Annotated in this window: 19 protein-coding genes; 11 read left to right on the forward strand and 8 right to left on the reverse strand. The window is 52.4% G+C overall.

Annotation, left to right across the window (positions count from 1 at the left end; translation table 11 throughout):
* Window positions 1-104 precede the first annotated feature (104 nt).
* The 7 genes from HV318_RS03000 (at window position 105) to HV318_RS03030 (ending at window position 10268) form a co-directional block, all read left to right on the forward strand.
* Complete coding sequence (locus tag HV318_RS03000; RefSeq protein WP_182271490.1) at window positions 105-680, forward strand: TetR family transcriptional regulator; 576 nt, start codon at window positions 105-107, stop codon at window positions 678-680.
* A 210-nt stretch (window positions 681-890) separates the two neighbouring features.
* Complete coding sequence (locus HV318_RS03005; RefSeq protein WP_182271491.1) at window positions 891-2276, forward strand: NarK family nitrate/nitrite MFS transporter; 1386 nt, start codon at window positions 891-893, stop codon at window positions 2274-2276.
* A gap of 67 nt (window positions 2277-2343) precedes the next feature.
* Window positions 2344-6084: a nitrate reductase subunit alpha gene (locus HV318_RS03010; protein WP_182271492.1), complete on the forward strand. Its 3741-nt coding sequence runs from the start codon at window positions 2344-2346 to the stop codon at window positions 6082-6084.
* A complete protein-coding gene (gene narH / locus HV318_RS03015; RefSeq protein WP_182271493.1) occupies window positions 6081-7625 on the forward strand; it encodes a nitrate reductase subunit beta in 1545 nt (514 codons plus the stop codon). Before HV318_RS03010 ends, narH begins: the two co-directional genes overlap by 4 nt.
* Window positions 7625-8320 (forward strand): nitrate reductase molybdenum cofactor assembly chaperone, encoded by a 696-nt coding sequence (gene narW / locus HV318_RS03020; protein ID WP_182271494.1) that lies wholly within the window; start codon window positions 7625-7627, stop codon window positions 8318-8320. The genes narH and narW overlap by 1 nt, the downstream gene beginning before the upstream one ends.
* On the forward strand, window positions 8317-8997 hold the full coding sequence (gene narI / locus HV318_RS03025) for a respiratory nitrate reductase subunit gamma (protein ID WP_182271495.1): 681 nt from the start codon (window positions 8317-8319) through the stop codon (window positions 8995-8997). The genes narW and narI overlap by 4 nt, the downstream gene beginning before the upstream one ends.
* Window positions 8998-9299: 302 nt before the next feature.
* On the forward strand, window positions 9300-10268 hold the full coding sequence (locus HV318_RS03030) for an alpha/beta hydrolase (RefSeq protein ID WP_220471150.1): 969 nt from the start codon (window positions 9300-9302) through the stop codon (window positions 10266-10268).
* 39 nt (window positions 10269-10307) lie between these two features.
* Here the strand turns inward: HV318_RS03030 and nhoA are convergent, their stop codons facing one another.
* Window positions 10308-11153, reverse strand: coding sequence for an N-hydroxyarylamine O-acetyltransferase (gene nhoA / locus HV318_RS03035; protein ID WP_182271496.1), 846 nt, complete (start codon window positions 11151-11153; stop codon window positions 10308-10310).
* A gap of 110 nt (window positions 11154-11263) precedes the next feature.
* Here nhoA and HV318_RS03040 point away from each other — a divergent pair, with 110 nt between their 5' ends.
* The gene (locus tag HV318_RS03040; protein WP_182271497.1) at window positions 11264-11836 is read left to right on the forward strand and encodes a flavin reductase family protein; all 573 of its coding nucleotides are present in this window, start codon (window positions 11264-11266) and stop codon (window positions 11834-11836) included.
* A gap of 62 nt (window positions 11837-11898) precedes the next feature.
* Here the strand turns inward: HV318_RS03040 and HV318_RS03045 are convergent, their stop codons facing one another.
* A complete protein-coding gene (locus HV318_RS03045; RefSeq protein ID WP_182271498.1) occupies window positions 11899-13773 on the reverse strand; it encodes a potassium transporter Kup in 1875 nt (624 codons plus the stop codon).
* Window positions 13774-13979: 206 nt separating this feature from the next.
* Window positions 13980-16082 (reverse strand): elongation factor G, encoded by a 2103-nt coding sequence (fusA, locus tag HV318_RS03050; RefSeq protein WP_182271499.1) that lies wholly within the window; start codon window positions 16080-16082, stop codon window positions 13980-13982.
* 160 nt (window positions 16083-16242) lie between these two features.
* On the opposite strand from fusA, the gene HV318_RS03055 reads away from it, so the two are divergent.
* Window positions 16243-16542, forward strand: coding sequence for an ArsR/SmtB family transcription factor (locus HV318_RS03055; RefSeq protein ID WP_182271500.1), 300 nt, complete (start codon window positions 16243-16245; stop codon window positions 16540-16542).
* A 29-nt stretch (window positions 16543-16571) separates the two neighbouring features.
* Here the strand turns inward: HV318_RS03055 and HV318_RS03060 are convergent, their stop codons facing one another.
* Window positions 16572-17216: an ECs1377 family protein gene (locus tag HV318_RS03060; protein ID WP_182271501.1), complete on the reverse strand. Its 645-nt coding sequence runs from the start codon at window positions 17214-17216 to the stop codon at window positions 16572-16574.
* A 116-nt stretch (window positions 17217-17332) separates the two neighbouring features.
* Window positions 17333-18658, reverse strand: a complete 1326-nt coding sequence (locus tag HV318_RS03065; protein WP_182271502.1) for a 2-hydroxycarboxylate transporter family protein — start codon at window positions 18656-18658, stop codon at window positions 17333-17335.
* A 418-nt stretch (window positions 18659-19076) separates the two neighbouring features.
* On the opposite strand from HV318_RS03065, the gene HV318_RS03070 reads away from it, so the two are divergent.
* Entirely contained in the window at window positions 19077-20024 is a 948-nt protein-coding gene (locus HV318_RS03070) for an AEC family transporter (RefSeq protein WP_182271503.1), read from the forward strand.
* Window positions 20025-20060: 36 nt separating this feature from the next.
* On the forward strand, window positions 20061-21746 hold the full coding sequence (locus HV318_RS03075) for an NAD-dependent malic enzyme (RefSeq protein ID WP_182271504.1): 1686 nt from the start codon (window positions 20061-20063) through the stop codon (window positions 21744-21746).
* A 486-nt stretch (window positions 21747-22232) separates the two neighbouring features.
* Here HV318_RS03075 and HV318_RS03080 read toward each other — a convergent pair whose 3' ends face one another.
* The 3 genes from HV318_RS03080 to HV318_RS03090 all read right to left on the reverse strand — a co-directional run bounded on the left by HV318_RS03080 (window position 22233) and on the right by HV318_RS03090 (window position 24986).
* On the reverse strand, window positions 22233-23255 hold the full coding sequence (locus HV318_RS03080) for an IS110 family RNA-guided transposase (RefSeq protein ID WP_103856886.1): 1023 nt from the start codon (window positions 23253-23255) through the stop codon (window positions 22233-22235).
* 154 nt (window positions 23256-23409) lie between these two features.
* On the reverse strand, window positions 23410-23805 hold the full coding sequence (locus HV318_RS03085) for a hypothetical protein (RefSeq protein ID WP_182271505.1): 396 nt from the start codon (window positions 23803-23805) through the stop codon (window positions 23410-23412).
* 2 nt (window positions 23806-23807) lie between these two features.
* Window positions 23808-24986 carry a hypothetical protein gene (locus tag HV318_RS03090; RefSeq protein WP_182271506.1) on the reverse strand — a complete coding sequence of 393 codons (1179 nt, stop codon included), beginning with the start codon at window positions 24984-24986 and terminating at the stop codon, window positions 23808-23810.
* Between the last annotated feature and the right edge of the window lies 1 nt (window position 24987).

Genomic DNA, 24987 nt, shown 5'->3' on the forward strand with positions numbered 1-24987 from the left:
TCACTCAAACCTGGACACACGTCCAGAATGCGATCCTACGCGATGTTGAACACGTGTCCAGCTTTTTGTTACACTTGTTTCATCCCCATTGAGAGTGAGTAAAAATGCGTTATCTGAGCAAGGATGAGCGGCGGGAAGAGATCTTACAGGCGGCCATGTGCGTGGCACTGGTCGAAGGGCTGTCGGCAATGACGGTACGCCGCATTGCTGCCGAAGCGGGTGTCGCGACCGGGCAAGTCCACCACCATTTTACTTCCGGTGGCGAGTTAAAATCACTGGCCTTTGTCCGGTTGATCCGCGAACTGCTTGATGCCGAAGTGGCCGGTGAAAACGTCAGCTGGCGGGAGCGCCTGCGTGCCATGCTTGGCAGCGATGAGGGTGGGTTTGAACCTTATATTCGCCTGTGGCGGGAGGCTCAAATTCTGGCGAGCCGGGATCATGACATTAAGGGTGCCTATGTGCTGACGATGGAAATGTGGCACCAGGAGACCGTCACGATTATCTGCGCAGGCAGAGAGGCCGGTGAGTTCACCCATACTGACCGGGCAGAAAATGTTGCGTGGCGGTTGATCGGGCTGGTGTGTGGCCTTGACGGAATTTATATTTTAAATATGCCCGAAATGGACGATGCGGCGTTTAATAAACATCTCGACAAGCTCATCTCACTGGAATTGTTTTAATACCTCCTACGGAGTATTAACTCCCGTCAAAAGTTACACTTAGTAACACATTAAGCGAATCCATGTTTCCACTCCACACTCGGGGGTTCGCTTTTTTATCTATCCTTTCAATGGTATCCCAAAACACCTAATAACTTTAACAATATTCAGGCAGTTATCTATCTGTTTTAACTTCACTTTTCTCTTTACCTGGTTAAGCAAGAGGGCGATATGTCACAACAAAGTGAGAAAAACAATCATCATCTGTTGAGTAACTGGAAACCGGAAAACGCCGACTTTTGGGAGAATAAAGGAAAACATATCGCACGACGAAATCTTTTGATTTCTGTGGCTTGTCTGCTACTGGCTTTTTGCGTATGGATGTTATTTAGTGCCATTACGGTCAATCTCAATAAAGTCGGATTTCATTTCACCACTGACCAGCTTTTTATGCTGACCGCATTACCCTCTCTTTCCGGTGCGATATTGCGTGTCCCCTACTCTTTCATGGTACCGATATTTGGTGGGCGCTACTGGACGGTATTAAGTACGGTGATCCTGATTATTCCTTGCGTCTGGCTGGGGATCGCCATTCAGAATACGGCCACGCCGTACTGGGTATTTATCATCATCGCGCTGCTGTGCGGATTTGCCGGAGCCAACTTCGCCTCCAGCATGGGTAATATCAGCTTCTTTTTCCCGAAAGCAAAACAGGGCAGCGCGCTGGGTATCAACGGCGGGCTGGGCAATCTGGGCGTCAGCGTGATGCAGCTGGTTGCGCCACTGGTGATATTCCTGCCGATGTTTACCTTCCTCGGCGTAAAAGGCGTACCGCAGGAGGATGGCTCGTCAATGTGGCTGGCAAATGCGGCCTGGTTCTGGGCACCGCTTCTGCTGCTGGCGACCATTGCGGCCTTTTTTGGCATGAACGATATTGCCAGCTCAAAAGCCTCCATTGCCAGTCAGCTCCCGGTACTGAAGCGTTTTCATCTCTGGCTACTCAGCCTGCTCTATCTGGCAACATTCGGTTCTTTTATCGGTTTCTCGGCAGGTTTTGCCATGCTGTCGAAAACCCAATTTCCTGACGTCAATATTCTCCATCTCGCCTTCTTTGGCCCGTTGATTGGTGCGCTGGCGCGTTCCGCTGGCGGGATGATCTCAGACAAGCTCGGCGGTGTGCGCGTCACGCTGATCAACTTTATCTTTATGGCCGTCTTCAGCGCCCTGCTTTTCCTGACGCTCCCCGGCTCCGGTTCAGGCAACTTTATCGCCTTCTATCTGGTCTTTATGGGGTTATTCCTCACCGCCGGACTGGGCAGTGGCTCCACCTTCCAGATGATTGCCATCATTTTCCGTCAGATAACCATTACCCGCGTGAAACAGCGCGGAGGAACCGACGAGCAGGCGCAGCATGAAGCGGTGACCGAAACCGCCGCAGCGCTCGGCTTTATCTCGGCGATTGGTGCCGTCGGCGGGTTCTTTATCCCAAAAGCCTTTGGCACCTCGCTGGCGATGACCGGCTCACCGGTTGGTGCGATGAAAGTTTTCCTCGTGTTTTACATCATCTGCGTGTTCGTCACCTGGCTGACGTATGGCCGTAAATCCTCACAAAAATAACGCATCGTCTTTCGCCGGATAGCGGTGCAGTGCCGTCCGGCAATGTTATCGGAGCAGGAGAAATGTCATGAGTAAACTGTTGGATCGCTTCCGCTATTTCAAACAAAAGGGCGACAGTTTCGCCAATGGACACGGGCAGGTGTATAACACCAACCGTGACTGGGAGGACAGCTACCGTCAGCGCTGGCAGTTTGACAAGATTGTGCGCTCCACCCACGGCGTGAACTGTACCGGCTCCTGCAGCTGGAAGATTTATGTCAAAAACGGGCTAGTGACCTGGGAAACCCAACAGACCGACTACCCGCGCACCCGCCCTGACCTGCCCAACCATGAACCGCGCGGCTGCCCGCGTGGCGCGAGTTACTCCTGGTACCTCTACAGTGCCAACCGTCTGAAATACCCGCAGGTGCGCCGTAAACTGATTGAGCTGTGGCGCGAGGCACTGGCACAGCACAACGACCCGGTGCTGGCCTGGGACGCGATTCAGGGCGATCCGCAAAAGAGCCAAAGCTACAAGCAGGCGCGCGGGCGTGGCGGGTTTATCCGCTCCAGCTGGAAAGAGCTGAATCAGCTGATTGCCGCCGCCAACGTCTGGACTATCAAGAACTATGGCCCGGATCGCGTGGCCGGTTTCTCGCCTATTCCGGCGATGTCGATGGTTTCCTACGCCGCCGGTACGCGTTATCTCTCCCTGCTCGGCGGTACCTGCCTGAGCTTCTATGACTGGTACTGTGACTTACCCCCGGCTTCACCAATGACCTGGGGCGAACAGACCGACGTGCCGGAGTCTGCCGACTGGTACAACTCCAGCTACATCATTGCCTGGGGTTCGAACGTACCGCAGACGCGTACGCCCGACGCCCACTTCTTTACTGAAGTGCGTTACAAAGGCACCAAAACCGTCGCCATCACCCCGGATTTCTCCGAAGTGGCAAAGCTGAGTGACCAGTGGCTCGCGCCGAAACAAGGCACCGACAGCGCGCTGGCGATGGCCATGGGCCATGTGATCCTCAAAGAGTTCCACCTTGATAACCCAAGCGACTATTTCCTCAACTACTGCCGCCGCTACACTGACATGCCGATGCTGGTACTTCTCGACGAGCAAGAGGATGGCCGCGTGGTACCGGGGCGTATGCTACGCGCCTCGGACCTGGCCGAGGGTCTTGGCGAAACCAATAACCCGGAATGGAAAACCATCGCCTTTGATATCGCCGGTAATCTGGTGGTGCCAAATGGTTCTATTGGTTTCCGCTGGGGCGAAAAAGGAAAATGGAACCTTGAGCCACTGGCAGCAGGCCATGAAACCGAGCTGACGCTCTCTTTGCTGATTACGCATGACAACGTCGCTGACGTGGCCTTCCCTTACTTTGGCGGTAACGAAAACCCGCACTTCCGCAGTGTGAAACAGGAGCCGGTGCTGTATCGCCGCGTCCCGAGCAAAACCCTGACGCTTGCTGACGGTAGCCAAAAGCGTGTCGCCAGCGTGTACGATCTGATACTGGCTAATTACGGTCTCGATCGCGGTCTGGAAGACAGTAACGCGGTAGGAAGTTACGGCGAAATCAAAGCCTACACCCCGGCCTGGGGCGAGCAAATTACCGGCGTGCCTGCTTTTCTTATCGAAAAAATCGCCAGGGAGTTTGCCGACACCGCCCACAAAACTCACGGTCGTTCGATGATCATCCTCGGTGCCGGTGTGAACCACTGGTACCACATGGATATGAACTACCGTGGGATGATCAACATGCTGGTCTTCTGCGGTTGCGTCGGGCAAAGCGGCGGCGGCTGGTCGCACTATGTCGGCCAGGAGAAATTGCGCCCACAAACCGGCTGGTTGCCGCTGGCTTTCGCGCTGGACTGGAACCGTCCACCGCGTCAGATGAACAGCACCTCATACTTCTATAACCACGCCAGCCAGTGGCGTTACGAAAAACTGACGGCGCAGGAGTTGCTCTCCCCGCTGGCGGACGCCTCGAAATTCACCGGACATCTGATCGACTTTAACGTCCGCGCCGAACGCATGGGCTGGCTGCCTTCCGCTCCGCAGCTCAACCTCAATCCGCTGCACGTGAAAGCACGCGCCGACGCGGCAGGCATGACGCCGCAGGAGTACACCGTTCAGGCATTAAAATCGGGCGATATCCGCTTTGCCTGTGAACAACCGGACAACGGCAAAAACCACCCGCGTAACCTGTTTGTCTGGCGCTCGAACCTGCTCGGATCCTCCGGTAAAGGCCATGAATATATGCTGAAGTACCTGCTGGGTACCGAGAGCGGCATTCAGGGCGAGGATCTCGGTTCGACCGATGACGTCAAGCCTGAAGAAGTGGAGTGGCAGACCAAAGCCATTGAGGGCAAGCTCGACCTGCTGGTCACGCTGGATTTCCGCATGTCCAGCACCTGCCTGTTCTCCGATATCGTCCTGCCAACGGCTACCTGGTATGAAAAAGACGACATGAATACCTCGGATATGCATCCGTTTATTCACCCACTTTCTGCCGCCGTTGACCCGGCGTGGGAATCCCGCAGCGACTGGGAAATCTACAAAGAGATCGCCAAAGTGTTCTCGGAAGTGTGCGTCGGCCACCTGGGCACAGAAACGGACGTGGTGCTGCAGCCGTTACAGCATGACTCCCCGGGCGAGCTGTCGCAGCCGTTTGATATCCAGGACTGGCGCAAAGGTGAATGCGATTTAATCCCCGGCAAAACGGCTCCCAACATTGCCGTTGTCGAGCGTAACTATCCCGAAACCTGGGAGCGCTTCACGTCGCTTGGCCCGCTGATGGACAAACTCGGCAACGGCGGAAAAGGCATTTCGTGGAACACGCAGAACGAGGTCGATTTCCTCGGCAAGCTGAACTACGTCAAACGTGATGGCCCGGCGAAAGGCCGACCGTTGATTGAAACGGCGATTGATGCGTCGGAAGTGATCCTCGCCCTTGCGCCGGAAACCAACGGCCAGGTGGCGGTAAAAGCCTGGGAGGCGCTCGGGCAACTGACCGGGCGCGACCATACCCACCTGGCGCTGAACAAAGAAGACGAGAAAATTCGTTTCCGCGATATCCAGGCCCAACCGCGAAAAATCATTTCCAGCCCGACCTGGTCCGGTCTTGAGAGCGAACATGTCTCCTACAACGCCGGGTACACCAACGTGCACGAGCTGATCCCGTGGCGCACGGTTTCTGGTCGCCAGCAGCTGTATCAGGATCACCCGTGGATGCGCGCTTTCGGGGAGAGCCTGGTGGCCTACCGTCCGCCGATTGATACCCGTAGCGTCACCCATATGCGGGAAATTCCGCCGAACGGTTTCCCGGAGAAAGCGCTCAACTTCCTGACACCGCACCAGAAATGGGGCATTCACTCCACCTACAGCGAAAACCTGCTGATGCAGACGCTGTCGCGCGGCGGGCCGATTGTCTGGATCAGCGAAGCCGATGCCAAAGAGCTCGGCATTGAGGACAACGACTGGATCGAAGTCTTCAACGCCAACGGCGCGCTCACTGCCCGTGCGGTGGTGAGCCAGCGTGTTCCACCGGGCATGACCATGATGTACCACGCCCAGGAGCGCATCCTGAACATTCCGGGTTCCGAAGTGACAGGACGCCGCGGTGGTATCCATAACTCGGTGACGCGCGTGTGTCCAAAACCGACGCACATGATTGGCGGTTACGCGCAGCTGGCCTACAGCTTCAACTATTACGGTACCGTCGGATCCAACCGCGACGAGTTCATTATGATCCGCAAAATGAAAAACATTAACTGGCTGGATGGCGAAGGTCGGGATCAGGTACAGGAGGCGAAAAAATGAAAATACGCTCACAGGTTGGAATGGTACTGAATCTCGATAAGTGCATTGGCTGTCATACCTGCTCGGTCACCTGTAAGAACGTCTGGACCGGACGCGAAGGCATGGAATATGCGTGGTTTAACAACGTCGAAACGAAACCGGGTATTGGCTACCCGAAAAACTGGGAAGATCAGGAGGAGTGGCAAGGCGGCTGGGTGCGCGGTATTACCGGCAAACTCACGCCACGCCTCGGCAGCCGCGTGGGCGTACTGTCGAAAATCTTCGCTAACCCGTCCCTGCCGGGCATCGACGATTACTACGAGCCATTCACCTTTGATTACCAGGATCTGCACCGTGCGCCGGAGGGCGACCACCTGCCCACCGCCCGCCCGCGCTCGCTGATTAGCGGCAAGCGGATGGACAAAATCGTCGGCGGCCCAAACTGGGAAGAGCTGCTTGGGGGCGAGTTCGAAAAGCGTGCCCGCGACCGCAACTTCCAGAAGATCCAGAAGGAGATGTACGGCCAGTTTGAAAACACCTTCATGATGTATCTCCCTCGCTTGTGCGAACACTGCCTGAACCCAAGCTGTGTCGCCACCTGCCCGAGCGGAGCCATCTACAAACGTGAAGAAGACGGTATTGTGCTGATCGACCAGGACAAATGCCGCGGCTGGCGCATGTGTATCAGCGGCTGCCCGTACAAAAAGATCTACTTCAACTGGAAAAGCGGGAAGTCAGAAAAATGCATCTTCTGCTATCCGCGCATTGAATCCGGCCAGCCGACGGTGTGCTCGGAAACCTGCGTCGGGCGCATCCGCTATCTCGGCGTGCTGTTGTACGACGCCGACTGCATTGAAGAAGCGGCCAGCACCGAGCATGAAACCGATCTGTATGAACGCCAGTGCGACGTGTTCCTCAACCCACACGATCCGGCGGTGATTGAAGAAGCGCTGAAACAGGGTATTCCGGCGAACGTGATTGAAGCTGCACAAAAATCACCGGTGTACAAAATGGCGATGGACTGGAAGCTCGCCCTGCCACTGCACCCGGAATACCGTACCCTGCCGATGGTCTGGTATGTACCGCCGCTGTCACCGATTCAGTCTTACGCCGACGCCGGTGGCCTGCCGATGAACGACGGTGTGCTGCCTGCGGTAGAGAACCTGCGTATTCCGGTACAGTACCTGGCGAACATGCTCAGTGCAGGCGATACCGGCCCGGTGCTGCGCGCCCTGAAACGCATGATGGCGATGCGTCACTACAAGCGTTCTCAGACCGTTGAGGGCGTGACCGATACCCGCGCCATCGAAGAAGTGGGCCTGAGCGTTGAACAGGTTGAGGAGATGTACCGCTACCTCGCTATCGCCAACTACGAAGACCGCTTCGTGATCCCGACCAGCCACCGCGAAATGGCGCAGGATGCCTTCCCGGAGAAAAATGGCTGCGGCTTTACCTTTGGCGACGGCTGCCACGGCTCCGACACCAAATTCAACCTCTTCAACAGCCACCGCATTGATGCCATCAACATCACTGAAGTACGCGAACATGGGGAGGGAGAATAATGCAAATCCTCAAGATCATCGCGTTACTGATTGAGTATCCCGATGAAACGTTATGGGAAAACCGCGAGGAAGCACTTTCCCTTGTAGAACAGGATGCCCCCATGCTGCTGCCGTTTGCCCGGCAGCACCTGGGGGCGGTACTGCTGGATAAACAAGCGGAGTGGTGCGAAGTGTTTGAACGGGGTCGCGCGACATCGCTGCTGCTGTTCGAGCATGTTCATGCTGAGTCCCGCGATCGCGGTCAGGCGATGGTCGATCTGATGAGCCAGTACGAGAAAGCCGGACTGCAGCTGGACTGTCGCGAGCTGCCAGACTATCTGCCGCTCTATCTGGAATATCTCAGCATCGTCACCGACGACGAAGCACGCGAAGGGCTGCAAAACGTTGCGCCGATCCTGGCGCTGATCGGTGGACGCCTGAAACAGCGCGGTGTGGCGCATTATCAGCTGTTCGACGCCCTGCTTACCCTCGCCGGCAGTCGCCTTTCAAGTGACAGTGTCACCAAACAGGTTTCCGGTGAAAAACGTGATGACACCCGTCAGGCACTGGATGCCGTCTGGGAAGAGGAACAGGTCAAGTTTATCGAGGACAACGCCACATCGTGCGACAGCTCGCCGATGCAGCAATATCAACGACGCTTTAGCCAGGACGTCGCCCCGCAGTATGTCGACGTCAGCGCCGGAGGCCCAAAATGATCCAGTATCTGAACGTCTTTTTCTACGATATCTATCCCTACCTGTGCGGCACCGTTTTCCTGCTGGGAAGCTGGCTGCGCTACGACTACGGCCAGTACACCTGGCGCGCCTCCTCCAGCCAGATGCTGGATAAACGCGGGATGGTGCTGTGGTCGAATCTGTTCCACATCGGCATTCTGGGGATTTTCTTCGGGCATCTGTTCGGGATGTTGACCCCGCACTGGGTCTATTCCTGGTTCCTGCCGATGTCGCAGAAACAACAGATGGCGATGATCGCAGGTGGAGTGTGCGGCGTGCTGACGCTGGTGGGCGGTGCAGGTCTGTTGATTCGTCGTCTGACGAATCCGCGTATTCGCGCTACCTCCTCCACGGCGGATATCCTGATCCTCTGCGTGCTGCTGATACAGTGTATTCTGGGACTCACCACGATACCGTTCTCCGCCCAACATCCGGACGGCAGCGAAATGCTGAAACTGGTGGACTGGGCACAGGCGGTGGTCACGTTCCGGGGCGGTGCATCTGAACATCTGGACGGCGTGGCGTTTATCTTCCGCGTGCATCTGGTACTGGGGATGACCATCTTCCTGCTGTTCCCGTTCACGCGTCTGGTGCATGTGTGGAGCGCACCGGTGGAATATCTGACGCGCAGATACCAGGTGGTACGCTCGCGTAGGTAAACACACTGTTTTCTCTAAAGCCTGTTGCAAGCAACAGGCTTTTTTATTGTCTCAACAAAAAACAACCTTTGCATTCACTATGTGAATGAATTTGCGTTCCGTACAAATAAATAATGCGAGGAATGTCAAAATCCAATAATAAAGAATGGCAAAGAATCAACTTAATAGCGCCCTCGTATACACTTCATCTTTATGCATAGCCCAAAAAGGAACGTCAGAAATCACAGCAATTAAAAGAATATTCCTTAATAACCTTACTGTATTTTTCATAAAAATTTTATTACCCATCGTGGGAGTTAATCATGCCTTCGTATGTTATGTCCGTTCGTAAAGCCTCAAGAGGAAAATTCACCGCTGAAGTCGGCGAGACAACTTATCTGGTGGTTCCGGACGGTAAAGATCCCGACCCCAGCCATGCTATTCCTTCTCAGGACTGGTTTGATAAAGTCACTAAACTGGCACAGTGGCGCAACGATAAAGGTGAACAACGCGGGGATCTCCTGTTTTCAGTACATGGATACAACATGAGTGAAAGCGAAGTCATTGAACGACATCGACTTCTGGCCGACGGGCTGAATGACGTTGGCTTTAAGGGGCTGGTGGTTTCATTCGACTGGCCGAGTGACGACAAAGCGCTCGCCTACCTTTCTGACAGACACAAAGCCAAACTTACCGCAATGCGGCTCATGTCTGAGGGGATTGCGTATCTTTCTGAAAAACAAAAACCGGACTGCCCGATGAATATCCATGTATTAGGACATTCCACCGGTGCTTATGTTTTAACTGAGGCATTTGATGATGCCGATGATACAAACCTCGCCAACAGTGCCTGGAAAGTGAGCCAGATTATTTTTATTGCCGGCGATGTTTCAAGTAATGTTATGTCTACTCCCGATCCACGAAGTGACTCTATATATCGGCACTGCATTCGCCTGACAAATTATTCCAGCAGACTCGATCAGGCTCTTGATATATCGAACGTTAAACGCGTGGGTATTGCACCACGCGTCGGGCGCATCGGATTACCGGACAATGTGCCAGCCAATGCCATTAATGTTGACTGCACACAATATTACGGGCTACTGGACAGTAGCGCTTCTGTTATGAAACAGGATGAACCGCATGGCATAAAAGGCATGCCAACCCACTCCTGGTATTTTGGGAATACCGTTTTCACCAAAGACCTTTTCAGCACGCTGATCGGTGTCGACCGTTATACCATGTCGACACGAGCGGTTGATGGCGAAGGGAAAACGGTTCTGATTCGCTAAGCCATCTCATTCTGGCCGGGCGGTGCTGTGCCTGCCCGGCTATTTCCCCGCCTGAGGGTGTGTTTCAAATCCCGCCATTATCGCCGTCAGCTCCTCCAGCGAAAAACCGTGTTTAGGATCGTCAACCCCCAGACCAAACCGCGCCTGCATCAGTGCGTACAGCGCTTCTGCATCCGGCAAATGGATCTGTTCTTCAGCATGGCCCCCCTGCCAGCGGGTAAAGTTGAAGTTGGTCAGGGTCAGCTTACCGCCGTCCGGCAGATGGCGGCACATCAGCAGATGATGACGGAAATGTGATTGTGGCCAGTGTGCCGACCAGAAGTTGCCCATCACGTAATCGCTGAAATACTGCGTCGTGAGGTCAAAATGGTACATCGACTGCCAGTGCTCGTGGTGACGGAACTGCAGCACCCAGTCATTGCCCTCGCTCAACAGACGGTAAAGCCCGTGCGGCGTCTCCTGCTCCTCGTTGGCAATTAAACGAACCGGAGCCGTCAGCGTCTGGCCACCAAAGCCAACATCGGCAATCCAGCGCTCGCCGTTGAGCTCGACCAGCAGCAGACGGTGCGTACGCGGCGGCATTTGCGATGGACTGGATAACACCACACGCCCCAGAACGCTGCGCACCGTAAACCCGACTTCGCGTAATACGCGCTCAAACAGACCATTTTGCTCAAAGCAGTAGCCGCCACGCCGCGCGGTAACCAGCTTGTCGACCAGACACTGATCTTCCAGATGAATTTCTCGCGGCAGAACGACATCGATATTCTCGAAAGGGATCGCACAGTTGTGGTGTAAATGCAGCGCACGCAGGGTGTCGATATCAACCGATGTCGGTTGCTTCCAGCCGATGCGGGCAAAATAGGCAGTCAGAAATGGGGACATGCATCAGTTTCCTTTGATAGTGATGCTTTGTTTATAAACTAATTTTACGCGCCCACTTTGATTTACGTGCTTTTTCGCCATACTCAACGTTGTGTATATGAGGAAACCCTATGAGCCACTTTCGCCCTGTTGAATTACATCATGCCAGCCGCCTTCTGAATCACGGCCCAACCGTGCTCATCACCAGCCGGGATGAAACCATCGCCAGGCGCAACGTCATGGCTGCGGCCTGGTCAATGCCCGTCGAGTTTGATCCTCCGCGCATCGCGATTGTGGTGGACAAAAGCGCCTGGTCGCGGGAACTGATAGAGCGTAGCGGAAAATTCGGCATCGTTATTCCGGGTGTTGCGGCCGCCAACTGGACCTACGCCGTGGGCAGCGTCAGCGGACGCGACGAAGACAAATTCAACTGCTACGGGATCCCTGCAATCACTGGCCCGGTGTTGGGTTTGCCGGTAATCGAAGAAAAATGTCTGGCATGGATGGAGTGTCGATTATTGCCCGCGACCGCGGCGGCAGAGAAATACGACACGCTGTTTGGTGAAGTGGTTTTTGCCGCGGCAGATGAACGCGCGTTCGTGGACGGACGCTGGCAGTTTGACGGAGATAAACTGAACACCCTGCATCATCTGGGAGCCGGGACATTTGTCGCCAGCGGGAAGAGGGTGAAGGCACTGGAGTGAATACATTTTGTGGTCAGAAAACTCAAAAAGGCGGTTGAGGTTTCTGACCACATACAATAAAGCTAAATTGCCACCCGCCGACCAATTTCGACGACCTGGTCACCCGGCAGACGGTAGTAATTGGTAATGTGGGTACTGTTTCTCACCATAAAAGCAAAACAATTGCGCTGCCATGAAGCCATTCCGTGCCCCTCACGGGCAATGATGGTCTCATGCCCCAGATACCAGGTTATCTCTTCTGGTACAAACGGCGCAGGCGGGCCAGAAACGCTCTGCAGTAGCTGCGGGATATGCGGTTGCTCCATAAAACCATAGCGCGCCACACCCTGCCAGTAGTCCGGAGCCCGTTCACTAAACACCAGTCGCTCACCCGCCTTCACATAAGGGACGTTCTGCACCTCAATTGTCAACGACACCACCCGCTGCTGCAACGCATGGTTACGAGCCACATGCCAGCGCATGACCGGGGGAACACCATTCTGAGCTCGGGTTAAAAACACAGCGGTACCCTGCACTCGTGGGATCTGCATCTCACTGATATGCTGGAATAACTCGTCAACATCGATCACCTTCTCATTGATGGCGCGCGACGTCGCCTTCACACCCCGATTCCAGATCAGCATAACGCCACAAATGATGGCCGCCAGCATCAGCGGGATGTAGCCGCCATCCATCACTTTCACGATGTTGGCAATCAGGAAACTGCTGTCGATGACCAGAAAACAGGTGGCAACCAGGCCACTGGCGAGCAGACTCCAGCCCCAGATTTGCCGCATCGCCATGAACAACAGCCCGGATGTCATTAGCATGGTCAGTGACACCGCAATGCCGTAGGCTGCAGCAAGGTTTTCCGATGATTTGAACGATATCGCGAGGCCGACCGTGACCACCATCAGCAGCCAGTTAATCGTACCGATATAAATCTGTCCGTAACTTTCCGCTGTCGTTTGCTTAATACGTAAACGCGGGAGCCAGCCGAGTTGGATCGCCTGCCGGGTCATTGAAAACGCCCCGGTAATAATTGCCTGGCTGGCAATAATGGTGGCAAGCGTGGCAAGAATGACCAGCGGAATTTGCAGGAATGGCGGGCACAGGCGGAAGAAGACGTTCTGCGTGATGTCAGCACCCGACAGGATCATTGCTGACTGACCAGCGTAGTTGAGTAACAAAGCAGGAAACGCCAGGCCGAACCAGGCGAGCCAGACAGGCTTTTTGCCGAAATGCCCCATATCTGCGTACAGTGCCTCAGCACCGGTCACGCATAAAAAAACACCTCCCAGAACCAGGAAACTGCTGAAGCCATTTGAGAATAAAAACATCACGCCGTAGGCCGGATTAATGGCCATCAACACCGACGGGTGTTTGATAATGCCGGACACACCGAGCACGGCAATCGCCACAAACCACAGCGTCATAACCGGGCCAAAGATTTTTCCTATTTTCGCGGTACCAAAGGGTTGAATGGCAAACAATGCCACCAGAATGAACACCGTGGCAGGCACGACAATAGACTGGGCTTCAGGGAAGATGATGTTAAGCCCTTCAAGTGCGGAAAGAACTGAAATGGCGGGTGTTATTGCCCCATCGCCGTATATCAACGCGGCACCGGGCAACGCGGCAAAGATTACCCATTTGCTGTGTTTTCCTTTATGCACCAGCAATGACATTAATGCCATGATGCCCCCCTCGCCATTGTTGTCGATACGCATGGCGAAGATGGCATATTTCACCGAAGTGACCAGAATAAGTGTCCAGAAGATAAGCGATAGTAACCCCAGAATCACCTCAGGAGTCGGGTTATCCCCGGACAACAGCAGTATCGTTTTTAGGGTATAAAGTGGACTGGTACCGATATCACCAAAAACCACGCCAAGTGCACCGCCCGTCAGCATGAGCCTTCCTGACGTACTGTGATTTGCTGCGTTATTATTGTCCATAATTTTTCCGTGCACTGAGTTGTTTTACTTAACGTCCGGGCACTGATGTTGGGCAAACTGTCGCGTTAATATATGCATACGTTCAGCCCGTTGCCGTATCAGATCCGTTAATTCATTACCCTTTATAAAAACTACAGGGATCACAGAGTTATAGCCCAAAGAATGGGCACTGTCGCGAATAACAGTGCCCTGTTTCACTTCACGTATTAACCTTTTGCGCGTCCCGCAATAATTTCATCCGCCACATTACGCGGTGCTTCTGCGAAATGATGGAACTCCATCGTGTAGGTTGCGCGCCCCTGCGACATCGAACGCAGCGTAGTGGCATAACCAAACATTTCTGCCAGCGGCACGTCAGCCCGGATAATCTGGCTACCATACTGCTCTTCCATGCCCTGCACCATCCCGCGACGGGAAGAGAGATCGCCCATAATGTTCCCGGCATACTCTTCCGGCGTTTCCACCTCAACATGCATTACCGGCTCAAGGATCGCCGGGTCTGCTTTACGAGCTCCGTCTTTAAACCCGAGAATGGCCGCCATGCGGAACGCCATCTCCGAGGAGTCGACATCATGATATGAACCAAACGTCAGGGTCGCTTTGACATCGACAACCGGATAACCCGCCAGTACGCCAGTGTTCATGGCTTCACGCAGTCCTTTTTCGACGGACGGAATGTACTCACGCGGTACCACGCCGCCTTTGGTGGCATCTTCAAACTTAAAGCCACTGCCAGGCTCTAACGGCTCCAGGCTCAGCACCACATGACCGTACTGCCCTTTACCGCCGGACTGACGGACAAATTTGCCTTCGATATCCTTCACCGCTTTGCGCAGGGTTTCACGGTAGGTTACCTGTGGACGCCCAATATTCGCCTCGACGCCAAACTCGCGCTTCATGCGGTCAACAATAATCTCCAGATGTAATTCCCCCATCCCGGAGATAATCGTCTGGCCGGACTCTTCGTCAGTGTGCAGACGGAACGAGGGATCTTCCGCGGCCAGTCGTTGCAACGCGATCCCCATTTTCTCCTGGTCAGCCTTTGTTTTTGGCTCGATGGCCAGCGAGATCACCGGGTCCGGGAACTCCATGCGTTCGAGCGTAATCACCGCATTCGGGTCAGTCAGGGTATCTCCCGTGGTGACATCTTTCAGCCCAACGCAGGCCGCGATATCCCCCGTTCGCAGTTCGTCCACTTCATGACGGTCGTTAGCATGCATCTGCACGATACGGCCAATACGCTCTTTCTTGCCTTTCACCGGGTTGTACACCGCATCGCCTTTTCTCAGCACGCCGGAGTAAACGCGGATAAAGGTCAGTTGCCCAACGTACGGGTCGCTCATCAGTTTGAACGCCAGCGCCGAGAATGGCTCCTGATCGCTTGGGTGACGCTCAGCGTGCTGCCCTTTTTCATCCACACCATCGATGGCTGGAATATCCAGTGGCGATGGCATCAGTTCGACAACCGCATCCAGCATGCGCTGTACCCCTTTGTTTTTAAAGGCACTGCCGCACAGCATTGGTTGGATCTCCCCGGAGATGGTACGAATACGCAGACCGTTGATGATTTCAGCTTCATCAAGATCGCCCGTCTCCAGGTATTTATCCATCAGCGCATCACTGGCCTCCGCCGCTGCAGAAACCATTTTTTCCCGCCACACCCGCGCAGTCTCCAGCAGGTCGTCTGGTACGGGCGCATAGCTAAACACCATGCCCTGGGTCGCGTCGTCCCACAGAATGGTACGCATCTTGATAAGATCCACCACGCCAGAGAAGTGATCTTCTGCACCCACCGGGATCACAATCGGTACCGGATTGGCTTTCAGGCGTTCCTGCATCATCCGCACGACGCGGAAGAAGTCGGCCCCCGGACGATCCATTTTATTGACGAACGCCAGACGCGGGACGTGGTATTTGTTCGCCTGACGCCAGACGGTTTCCGACTGTGGCTGAACGCCGCCAACGGAGTCATACACCATGACGGCACCGTCGAGCACACGCATGGAACGTTCCACCTCGATGGTGAAATCCACGTGCCCCGGGGTGTCGATGATGTTAATCCGGTGCGGTTCAAACCCTCTATCCATACCCGGCCAGAAGCAACTTACGGCTGCCGAGGTAATGGTTATCCCTCGCTCCTGCTCCTGCGCCATCCAGTCGGTTGTTGCCGCGCCATCGTGAACTTCACCCAGTTTGTGGCTCATTCCGGTGTAGAACAGAATGCGCTCGGTGGTGGTCGTTTTACCGGCATCGATATGCGCGGAGATACCGATGTTGCGATAACGTTCGAGGGGGATGGGTCGGGGCATGATATTTCCTTAGTCATTAAGACATGTATGTGACGACCGGGATGGTCGTGTGTTTGTTCGTTTGCTATAATAGTCCTATTGTACGAGTATTATCGAACTATTTTTTAACGGTTGACCTATTGTTGATATAGCTCAATCTGACGTCATACGCAGGAAAACTATGATCCCAAACCACCCGGAACCTGAACAAATATTGCTGGAAAATGTGCTGTTTGCCCTCGGCAACCCGCTACGTTTATCGATTATCCGTCGCCTTGCCGATGGCAGCGAACTCAGCTGCAATGCCCTGCGGCCAGAGGAGGTGGTGAAATCCACCATGACGCACCACTGGCGCGTTCTGCGCGACAGTGGCGTGATCTGGCAACGCCCACAGGGAAGAGAGAATATGATTTCACTCAGACGTGAAGATCTGGACGCCCGTTTTCCGGGGCTGATGGACATACTGCTTCAGGCGAAGTAACCCGGAGTGAACCGGACATTATTCCTGGTTTATGACGCTGACATTACATCATCCAGCCGATAAACCGGGATGCGTCGGGTTGTATTCGTGAGCGTATCGAACACCTCAGTCTCTGATGTCACTATCCTCATCCCGGTTTTCCTTAACCTTTGCACATCAGCGGCAATGCGCTGAATACCGAACCAGAAAAGCCCATCGAGTGCCGTCACAGCCAGCCCGTTTTCCAGCGCCAGTCTGAGCCGTTCCCGGGAAGGTTTAACCTGCTGTGCAATTTGTCGGTAAGGAACCTCATTACCGCCGGTGGTATCACTTCGCTGGATACGGGTCTTAAGATGATAGCTAAATTCGTCGGGTATCCCGTCCAGATTCATTTTAAGGCTATAGACGCAGCCGAATCGCTTTCCATTGAACAGAACATTTTTCTGGCTGAGCTGAAATTCATCCCTGATATCATCAATTAACTGTGGCGTACGGGTGAGGAGGAGTCTGAAGGGAAGCTCAAAACTGGTCACATAATCCACATTAAGCAGCGCGTGACGCAACCTGTCTGCTGCGCCGGACTTTTGTTCACGACATTCTTCCATCACTTCTGCCCACTGGCGCGTGAGCCGCTCCGGCTCTGCCGCTTCAGTCAGGAGATATTTTTCGATGTGATAATCGACTCTTCCGGTCATATTTTGTATCCCGTCGCTGTGGATATGGTGATTCTATCCAGAGACACAATTTTTATAAAGGCCTGAACCGTAACGGCAACCGGAAGGTGCCGTTACGGTTCACTCTTCCGGCTACGTTACATCATCCAGCCCATCAACAGCGTCGCGAAAATCACCGTCGACGCACCGCCAATACGGGTGGCGATCTGCGCAAAAGGCATTAACGACATCCGGTTGGATGCAGACAGAATTGCCACATCCCCGGTGCCACCCAGGCCGCTGTGACAGCAGGTAACAATAGCCGCTTCAACAGGGTACATATTCAGACGCGACGCAATAAAGTAGCCGCTTAACGCCATCGCAATAACGATCGAACCACACACCACAACGTAGCCGACGGAGAAGACCGACACCACGCTCTCCAGCGGAACATACAACATGCCCAGACCAATCATCAGCGGCCAGACCAGCGCTGCCGAGACGAATTTATAGCAGCTGTGCGCCCCCTGCTCCATTGAGTCCGGGATCAATTTGAAATACTTACACAGTACGGCAATCAGGATCATCAGTACCGGGCCTGGAATATGCACCAGTTTTTCAAACAGCCCACCGACAATGAAAAACGCACACACCATCAGCAGCCCACCGCCCATCAGGTGGAAATCGGTCGGTTGTACGCTCTGCGTGCTGGTAAACAAACTATGGTCGTCTTTACTGCGGGTTAACATACCATTCCCGGACAGAGAAGGACGTTTCATCCCCAGACGCGCCAGCGTGCCTGCACAGATGATGGCGAAGATATTTCCCACCACGGCAGCCGGTGCCAGCTGCGCGACATACACATCAGGGGTTTGCCCCAGTATTGCCGAATAGGCCAGCGACAACGGCAAGATCCCCTCACCAATTCCACCGCCAATAATCGGTACGATGATGAAGAAGAACGTGTGATATGGGGTGTAGCCAAACAACGAACCGACAATAAGCCCACTCAACACCGCCATCAGCGTTCCCACCACCAGCGGCACGAACATACGGATCATCCCCTGGATCAGCAGGATACGGTTCATCCCCAGAATACTCCCCACCACCAGACAGGCGATGACGAAATAGAGCAAATTCGCCTCTTTCATCAGCAGATGAACGGTATCCAGCGTGTGTTTCTCAAATACGCCGAAGTAAACCAGCACGGAGGGTAGCATCAGGCACAGTATTGCCGGGCCACCGATATCTTTCAGGACAGGGATCTGACGGCCAATTTTGGCAAACGCAAAACCGAGGGTCATGATCACCGCAAGTCCGCCAATCATGTTTTTTGGCAGTAGCCCTGCCCAGGCGGAAGTCGCCACAATGGTCGCAATGCCCACAAACAGCAACAGCGGGACAGTACCCACGTCGGTATTGCTCAGCCCGAAGGCAAAACGCGAGGATGGTGCAGGAGAGGTTTGTACAGGATTATCTTTCATATAATCACCTGATTAGTGAGTTCGGATATACAGATAAACAGGAATAAACACAGAGTATTCCTGATGATAAAATATTCTTAAATATGAAATACGTAATAAAAAGGCCATTTATAAAAACAGGCTCAGGGTGAAAATAGCATGATGGTGTTAAGGGAAATGTGAACACTATGGGGGTTTTATTTTAAATAACTTAATTCATCATTAAGTAACTAAAGTAATTAAAAGTGAGATTGCGCCTGTCTCAACGCATTTTCTTGTCATTTATCAATTTATGACGCGCTCATTAGTTATCCAACTAAAACAATCTTTTTGAAATTAATAAAACCAGGGAGAGTGTGACCGTTATCACTCCTGCCCTGTTTCCTAACCGCTAGATTGTGCGTCAACAAAACCCATAAAATACCCTACAGGAAATATTATGCCCTCATTACTGCTACAGTCACTGTTTCCGCTCGTCTTTATTATGTTACTCGGATGGCTAAGCGGGAAACTCGGATATACTCGTCGCGAAGATGCAAACGTCCTGGCGACGGTAGTCATCCGTTTCGCCCTGCCATTCCATCTTTTTATCGGCGCATTAAATACGGACCCAGGTAAAATTAAGAACATGACATTTATGGCTGTTCTGGTTGTCGGCTTAATGGGTTCGTATTTACTGACGTTATTTATTTCACGCTTTGTCTTTCGTCACGATATCAAAACCAGCGCCATTCAGTCACTGGTTTGTGCCTTCCCGGATATGGCCTACTTTGGTGCCCCCGTTCTTGCGGTATTGATTGGCCCGGAAGGATTTATCGGCGTGCTTATCGGCAACATTATTACCAGTGTCATCATGATCCCGTTGACTATCGTCTTGATTCGTATGGGTGATAAGAACGGTGACGACAGCCTTAATGCGCTACATCCGGGCGCTATGGTGATGCAAAACCTGATTAAAGCGGTACGCAACCCAATCGTCTGGATCCCGGTAACGGGGGTGTTATTAAGCCTGGCGGGTTTACAGATACCCCATATTCTTAGTATGCCGATTGAGATGGTAGGTAAAGTTTCCGGCGGTCTTTCACTGTTTGCTCTCGGCCTGTTGTTCTACGGCGAACGTCCAACATTGAATGTGCAGACGTTTACCAATATCGGGATTAAAAACCTTATTCAACCTGCCATGATGGCAGCTGCAGGGCTGGCATTTGGTCTTAGCCATACATTACTGCAACAGGTCGTCATTATTGGCGCGACCCCTTCTGCTATCGCCGCAGGGATGTTTGCCTTGCGCAGCGATACGTATATTGATACTGCATCCTCTTCCATTTTAATTGGTACTGCCGTCGGCGTCGTGACCGAAGGCATCATGATTTATTTAATTTCTTAATCTGCCTTATTTTAAAAAATATTTCAGGAGTCAACCATGTCTCGTAAAGAAGTGCTCTACACGCCGTATAATGGCGCTGTTTTACTGGAAAATCCGTTATTAAATAAAGGGCTCGCATTCATTAAAGAAGAGCGTGATAACTTTAACCTGCATGGCTTATTACCACACAATGTAGAAACCATTGAAGAACAAACTGAACGTGCCTGGGTACAATTCTGCCATTTTAAAAGTGATATTTCTCGTCACGTGTACCTGCGCAACATTCAGGATACTAACGAGACCTTATTTTACAACCTGTTGCGTTCGCATCTGAAAGAGACATTACCCATTATCTATACCCCAACGGTCGGCGAAGCCTGCGAACATTTCTCCACTATTTATCGCCGCGCGCGTGGCCTGTTTATTTCATGGCCTAACCGTCATCGTATTGATGAGATGCTGCAAAGCTTCTCGCGCAATGATATTCGCGTGATCGTTGTGACAGACGGTGAGCGTATTCTGGGGCTTGGCGATCAGGGTATCGGCGGGATGGGCATTCCCATTGGCAAATTGTCATTGTATACCGCGTGCGGCGGTATTCATCCGGCTTCCACCCTGCCAATTATGCTGGATGTGGGTACCAATAATCAGCAGCATCTGGACGACCCAATGTATATGGGCTGGCGTCATCCACGTATCAGCGACGATCAGTACGCTGAGTTTATGGATATGTTTATCAATACCGTCAAAAACCGCTGGCCTGATGTGCTGTTGCAGTTTGAAGATTTCGCGCAGAAAAACGCGACCAAACTGCTCCAGCGTTACCGCGACCAGCTCTGCTGTTTCAACGACGACATCCAGGGAACAGCGGCCGTCACCGCCGGTACGCTGATTGCAGCCGCCCACGCTGCCGGAACCCGCATTCGCGATCAGCGCGTGGTCTTCCTGGGCAGCGGTTCAGCCGGATGCGGTATCGCAGAAAAAATCGTGGCGCTGATGGTTGATGACGGGCTGACGGAGTCCGAAGCCCGCCGCCGGGTCTTTATGGTCGATCGCTTTGGCTTATTGACCGACGATATGACCAACCTGCTCGACTTCCAGAAAAAGCTGCTGACCGCGCGTGAAGACATTCGCGACTGGCAGGTGGAATCGAACAATATTTCGCTGATGGAAGTGGTAAAAAATGCGCATCCGACGGTGATGATTGGCGTTTCGGGGCAGCCAGGTCTGTTCAGCGAAGAGATTGTCAAAGAGATGCACCGCCACTGCCCGCGTCCGGTTATTATGCCGCTCTCGAACCCGACATCACGCGCAGAAGCACAGCCGCAGGATCTGATCGAATGGACGCAGGGTGCCGCGCTTGTGGCAACAGGAAGCCCGTTCGCCCCGGTGTTCTGGCAGAACGCACAGTATGACATTGCCCAGTGTAACAATGCCTATGTCTTCCCGGGGCTAGGTCTGGGGGTACTGGCCAGCAATGCCCGCCGGGTTACCGAGGAGATGTTGATGGTGGCAAGCCGCAGTCTGGCAGCACAATCGCCACTGGTCACCACCGAAAAAGGCGGATTGCTGCCACCGGTCGATCAGATTGAAACCGTGTCACGTAATATTGCGTTTGCCGTTGCCCGTGCTGCCATTGAGCAAGGCATTGCGCCAGCGATAGATGACGAGGAACTCATGGCGCGTATCGAGAAGACGTACTGGCAGGCGGATTATGCGCCGTATCGCAGGTCATCACTGTAACGTCTCAGGCCGGGTGAAGCGTCACGTCACCCGGCCCAAAATCACATCGAATACCCTAATGCCAGTCAGTTAAGCCTGGTGGAGAGTTCCGTTCACCTTACTATCAATAATACGCTCACGACCTGTGAACGGGATAAGGGGGCCGCCGTGGCCCCCTTATCAATCCCCGCGGGACTCAACACCCGTGATGAAGAAGGGCTCCGTTTGGGAAACGAAAAATATTGTACTATAAGGACTTCCCCGGCATGTCAAAGCCGGTATTTATGGTTTCTGTCTGCTCTTCAGTAAAAATAAAGGGGAGAGACTGCGGTACTATAAACGGCCATGATGAATCGTCATCGATTCGGGCCCTGATGAAAGACGCGCGTGAGGTTCTTGTTCGTTAAGCGGATACGTATATCCTGTACAATAGCCAGATAGGCCTCACGGGGTCTAACCCTTTATCATCAACGAATTGCAGGTCAGATGGTTATACAGCTTCGAGCTTTAGTTGACTGAGTACAGCCGGAAATCATCACCGTAATGTAGTGATGCCCAACACAGCCGCGCATTTTTGGCGGCGATGGCCACAACAGCCCGCCAGTACCCTCTGCGCTCAACCAACATACAAACCCAACGGCTGAATGAGTCAGTCCTTTTCCCGGCGCCAATAAGCACTGAACGAGCCCCCTGAACCAGAAGCGTTCGCAGATACGAATCACCGGCTTTTGTGATCCTGCCGAGTTTCGACTTTCCCCCGCTGCTGTATTGTGATGGCGTCAGCCCCAGCCAGGCTGCCAGTTGACGTCCATTTTTAAAATCATGTGCATTACCGATACTGGCGACCAGTGCACAGGCCGTTGTGGGACCAACGCCCTTTAGCTCCATCAGCCGCTGACTGCGATGATCTGTTTTGGCTATGTGGGACAAAATTCGGTCATATTCAGTGATGTTAGCTTCAATGCGATCAACGTGTTCCATCAAATCATCAACACATTGCTGAACCTGAAGCGGTAAAGAGCTCTTCTGCACAGAAACCATGTGGCGCAGGGCATCAGCACTTTGTGGCGCGATGACACCGAATTCAGATATCAATCCTCGCAGACGATTATACGTTGCTGTTTTCTCTTCGATAAAACCCTGACGGGTACGATGTAAACACTGCATGGCCTGCTGGCTTTCGTCTTTCACTGGTACGAACCGCATATGCGGACGACGAACAGCTTCACAGATAGCCTGAGCATCAGCTGCATCATTTTTTCCTGATTTTCCGGCCATACGATAAGGCGATACAAACTTAGCAGCCATCAGACGTGGCTCATGACCATACTGCCGAAACAATCTTGCCCAGTAGTGAGCCCCGGAGCATGCTTCCATCCCGATAACACAGGGAGGAAAACTTGCAATTAACTCAGGAAGTGCAGCACGCGATACTTTAGGCTTAACCAGAACAGTTCTACCATTTTGATCAACACCGTGAACAGCAAACACATTTTTAGCAAGATCGATACCGACAGTCGTGATAGTCATAACGAATTCCTCCGGGACGATGTGTACCCCATGATTGCACAAGAGTTAATCAGGCGCATAATCAGGGGAAGTCCCTTCCATTCGTTAAGGCTGAATTTTTACCGTTTCTCGTATCTTCAGGAGAAGCTCAATACGGCGCACAACTTAAAAGATCTTAAGAAGATCCTTCTGAATCTTTGATCGTAATAGTATAGGTTTTGTCGAATTCTCCTGATTTTGAAAGCATTCCGCCACCTAAGCCGCCATGTACTCGCACTTTAGCTACACCTGCTTTTGTTGGTGTTCCCCTAATCTGAATGCAATTATTGAATTCATCATCATCACAATACTGTAGATGGAGACCTAAATTATCTGGATGAATATCTCCTGCAATGACTTGCTTACCATAAAGATTATAAGAAAGAACTATTCCTCCAAATATATTTATTTGATTATAATAGGGGACCCCAACAGTTGCATCACTAAGAATTTCTCCTTCTGGAGTAAATTCTGCCTGTAACGAACAGGAAGATAGTAAAAACAAAGATAAAACAAAAAATACCTCTCTCATTTTTATTTTAATGGTTTAAAAACCATTCCTCCAAAAAATCTGTTGATAAAAAATTGAAAATCTCTTTTGGGTTTTATCCAGTTTCTTATTTTTCCCCAAGAAAATAATTCCAAACCAATATATCCGTTGGAATCTTGTGTGACTGAACCATTCCAGACAACCCAGTGTGTAGGTAACGTTGTTTTGTTTGTACTATTTCCAAGAAGTCCATCGTTTATTAATGTGACAACTTTATAACCTTGCTCAATATACTTATTTAAATCTCTTATCCCCTGGGCTCCCGCCTGAGTGATTCCTACATTACTAAAGACCATTTCATAACCGGCTTTTTCAAACCATTCCGTCAGTATTTGCCACATTGTGATCCCCGCAACTGGAGAATCAAGAGCATCAAAGCTCAGCACGGTATTCTCTGAATCCCTGAGTCCAGCCAGGGTCATCCAGTCAGTACCAGCTATCTTCGGCCTGCCGTCATCATAGTAAAATGCACCTGTCGGGTGCCGACAGCCTTCACCTGGTGAGATGATTAAATCGCCTATTTTAGTTTTTCCGTATCGGCAAAGTTCACGGGCAGCTTGCGCATACGCATCAGGGCGATCCTTTTGCAGGCAGTAAAAAAATGCAGCAGGGCCACATACACTTGCAGCTATTTGATTAGGGAAATCAAACCCGTTAAATCTTTCATCAATTTGACGTTCTATTAATTTTTTATCAAAAGGGTCTCTGGAATTACCAATGGGGTATTCTTTCTCAATAAATGGTCGTTCCGGGACAGTGATTTTAATGTGCTTTGTTTCTCCCCCCTGACTCTCAGGTTTCATTGTCCCTTTTGACTCAAAATAACAGGGGTTCTCCCGCTTCACCGGAGACCAGGCTTTGCCTGACGCAAATTCCTCCAGTGTATACATTTTAGTGAATGGAACGGGCGTCACACAATGTGTATACAACATGGTTTTTCGGTAAAGCTTCACTTCCATAATATAAATGGCCGAGAGTGGCTCGTTTATATTTCCGGTCATATGACTCTGTGTTTCATAATTTCCCTGAAACGGCTGTTGCTTCACATCAATCAGGGGGGATTTATTCCTTTCGGAGTCCATGCGGTAAATACACAGGTCATACCGGAGATAATCAGCAGGAACATTAGAGTTAATACGTGTACTGAGGTGGTAAACAGCCATA

This window comes from Enterobacter sp. RHBSTW-00901 (assembly GCF_014103115.1).
In the GTDB taxonomy this organism is placed as follows: Bacteria; Pseudomonadota; Gammaproteobacteria; order Enterobacterales; family Enterobacteriaceae; genus Enterobacter; species Enterobacter cloacae_P.

Excerpts from the sequence above, each read along its gene's own strand:
- HV318_RS03000 (WP_182271490.1), top strand. The coding sequence starts at position 105 with ATGCGTTATCTGAGCAAGGATGAGCGGCGGGAAGAGATCTTACAGGCG.
- HV318_RS03005 (WP_182271491.1), top strand. The coding sequence starts at position 891 with ATGTCACAACAAAGTGAGAAAAACAATCATCATCTGTTGAGTAACTGG.
- HV318_RS03010 (WP_182271492.1), top strand. The coding sequence starts at position 2,344 with ATGAGTAAACTGTTGGATCGCTTCCGCTATTTCAAACAAAAGGGCGAC.
- narH (WP_182271493.1), top strand. The coding sequence starts at position 6,081 with ATGAAAATACGCTCACAGGTTGGAATGGTACTGAATCTCGATAAGTGC.
- narW (WP_182271494.1), top strand. The coding sequence starts at position 7,625 with ATGCAAATCCTCAAGATCATCGCGTTACTGATTGAGTATCCCGATGAA.
- narI (WP_182271495.1), top strand. The coding sequence starts at position 8,317 with ATGATCCAGTATCTGAACGTCTTTTTCTACGATATCTATCCCTACCTG.
- HV318_RS03030 (WP_220471150.1), top strand. The coding sequence starts at position 9,300 with ATGCCTTCGTATGTTATGTCCGTTCGTAAAGCCTCAAGAGGAAAATTC.
- nhoA (WP_182271496.1), bottom strand. The coding sequence starts at position 11,153 with ATGTCCCCATTTCTGACTGCCTATTTTGCCCGCATCGGCTGGAAGCAA.
- HV318_RS03040 (WP_182271497.1), top strand. The coding sequence starts at position 11,264 with ATGAGCCACTTTCGCCCTGTTGAATTACATCATGCCAGCCGCCTTCTG.
- HV318_RS03045 (WP_182271498.1), bottom strand. The coding sequence starts at position 13,773 with ATGGACAATAATAACGCAGCAAATCACAGTACGTCAGGAAGGCTCATG.
- fusA (WP_182271499.1), bottom strand. The coding sequence starts at position 16,082 with ATGCCCCGACCCATCCCCCTCGAACGTTATCGCAACATCGGTATCTCC.
- HV318_RS03055 (WP_182271500.1), top strand. The coding sequence starts at position 16,243 with ATGATCCCAAACCACCCGGAACCTGAACAAATATTGCTGGAAAATGTG.
- HV318_RS03060 (WP_182271501.1), bottom strand. The coding sequence starts at position 17,216 with ATGACCGGAAGAGTCGATTATCACATCGAAAAATATCTCCTGACTGAA.
- HV318_RS03065 (WP_182271502.1), bottom strand. The coding sequence starts at position 18,658 with ATGAAAGATAATCCTGTACAAACCTCTCCTGCACCATCCTCGCGTTTT.
- HV318_RS03070 (WP_182271503.1), top strand. The coding sequence starts at position 19,077 with ATGCCCTCATTACTGCTACAGTCACTGTTTCCGCTCGTCTTTATTATG.
- HV318_RS03075 (WP_182271504.1), top strand. The coding sequence starts at position 20,061 with ATGTCTCGTAAAGAAGTGCTCTACACGCCGTATAATGGCGCTGTTTTA.
- HV318_RS03080 (WP_103856886.1), bottom strand. The coding sequence starts at position 23,255 with ATGACTATCACGACTGTCGGTATCGATCTTGCTAAAAATGTGTTTGCT.
- HV318_RS03085 (WP_182271505.1), bottom strand. The coding sequence starts at position 23,805 with ATGAGAGAGGTATTTTTTGTTTTATCTTTGTTTTTACTATCTTCCTGT.
- HV318_RS03090 (WP_182271506.1), bottom strand. The coding sequence starts at position 24,986 with ATGGCTGTTTACCACCTCAGTACACGTATTAACTCTAATGTTCCTGCT.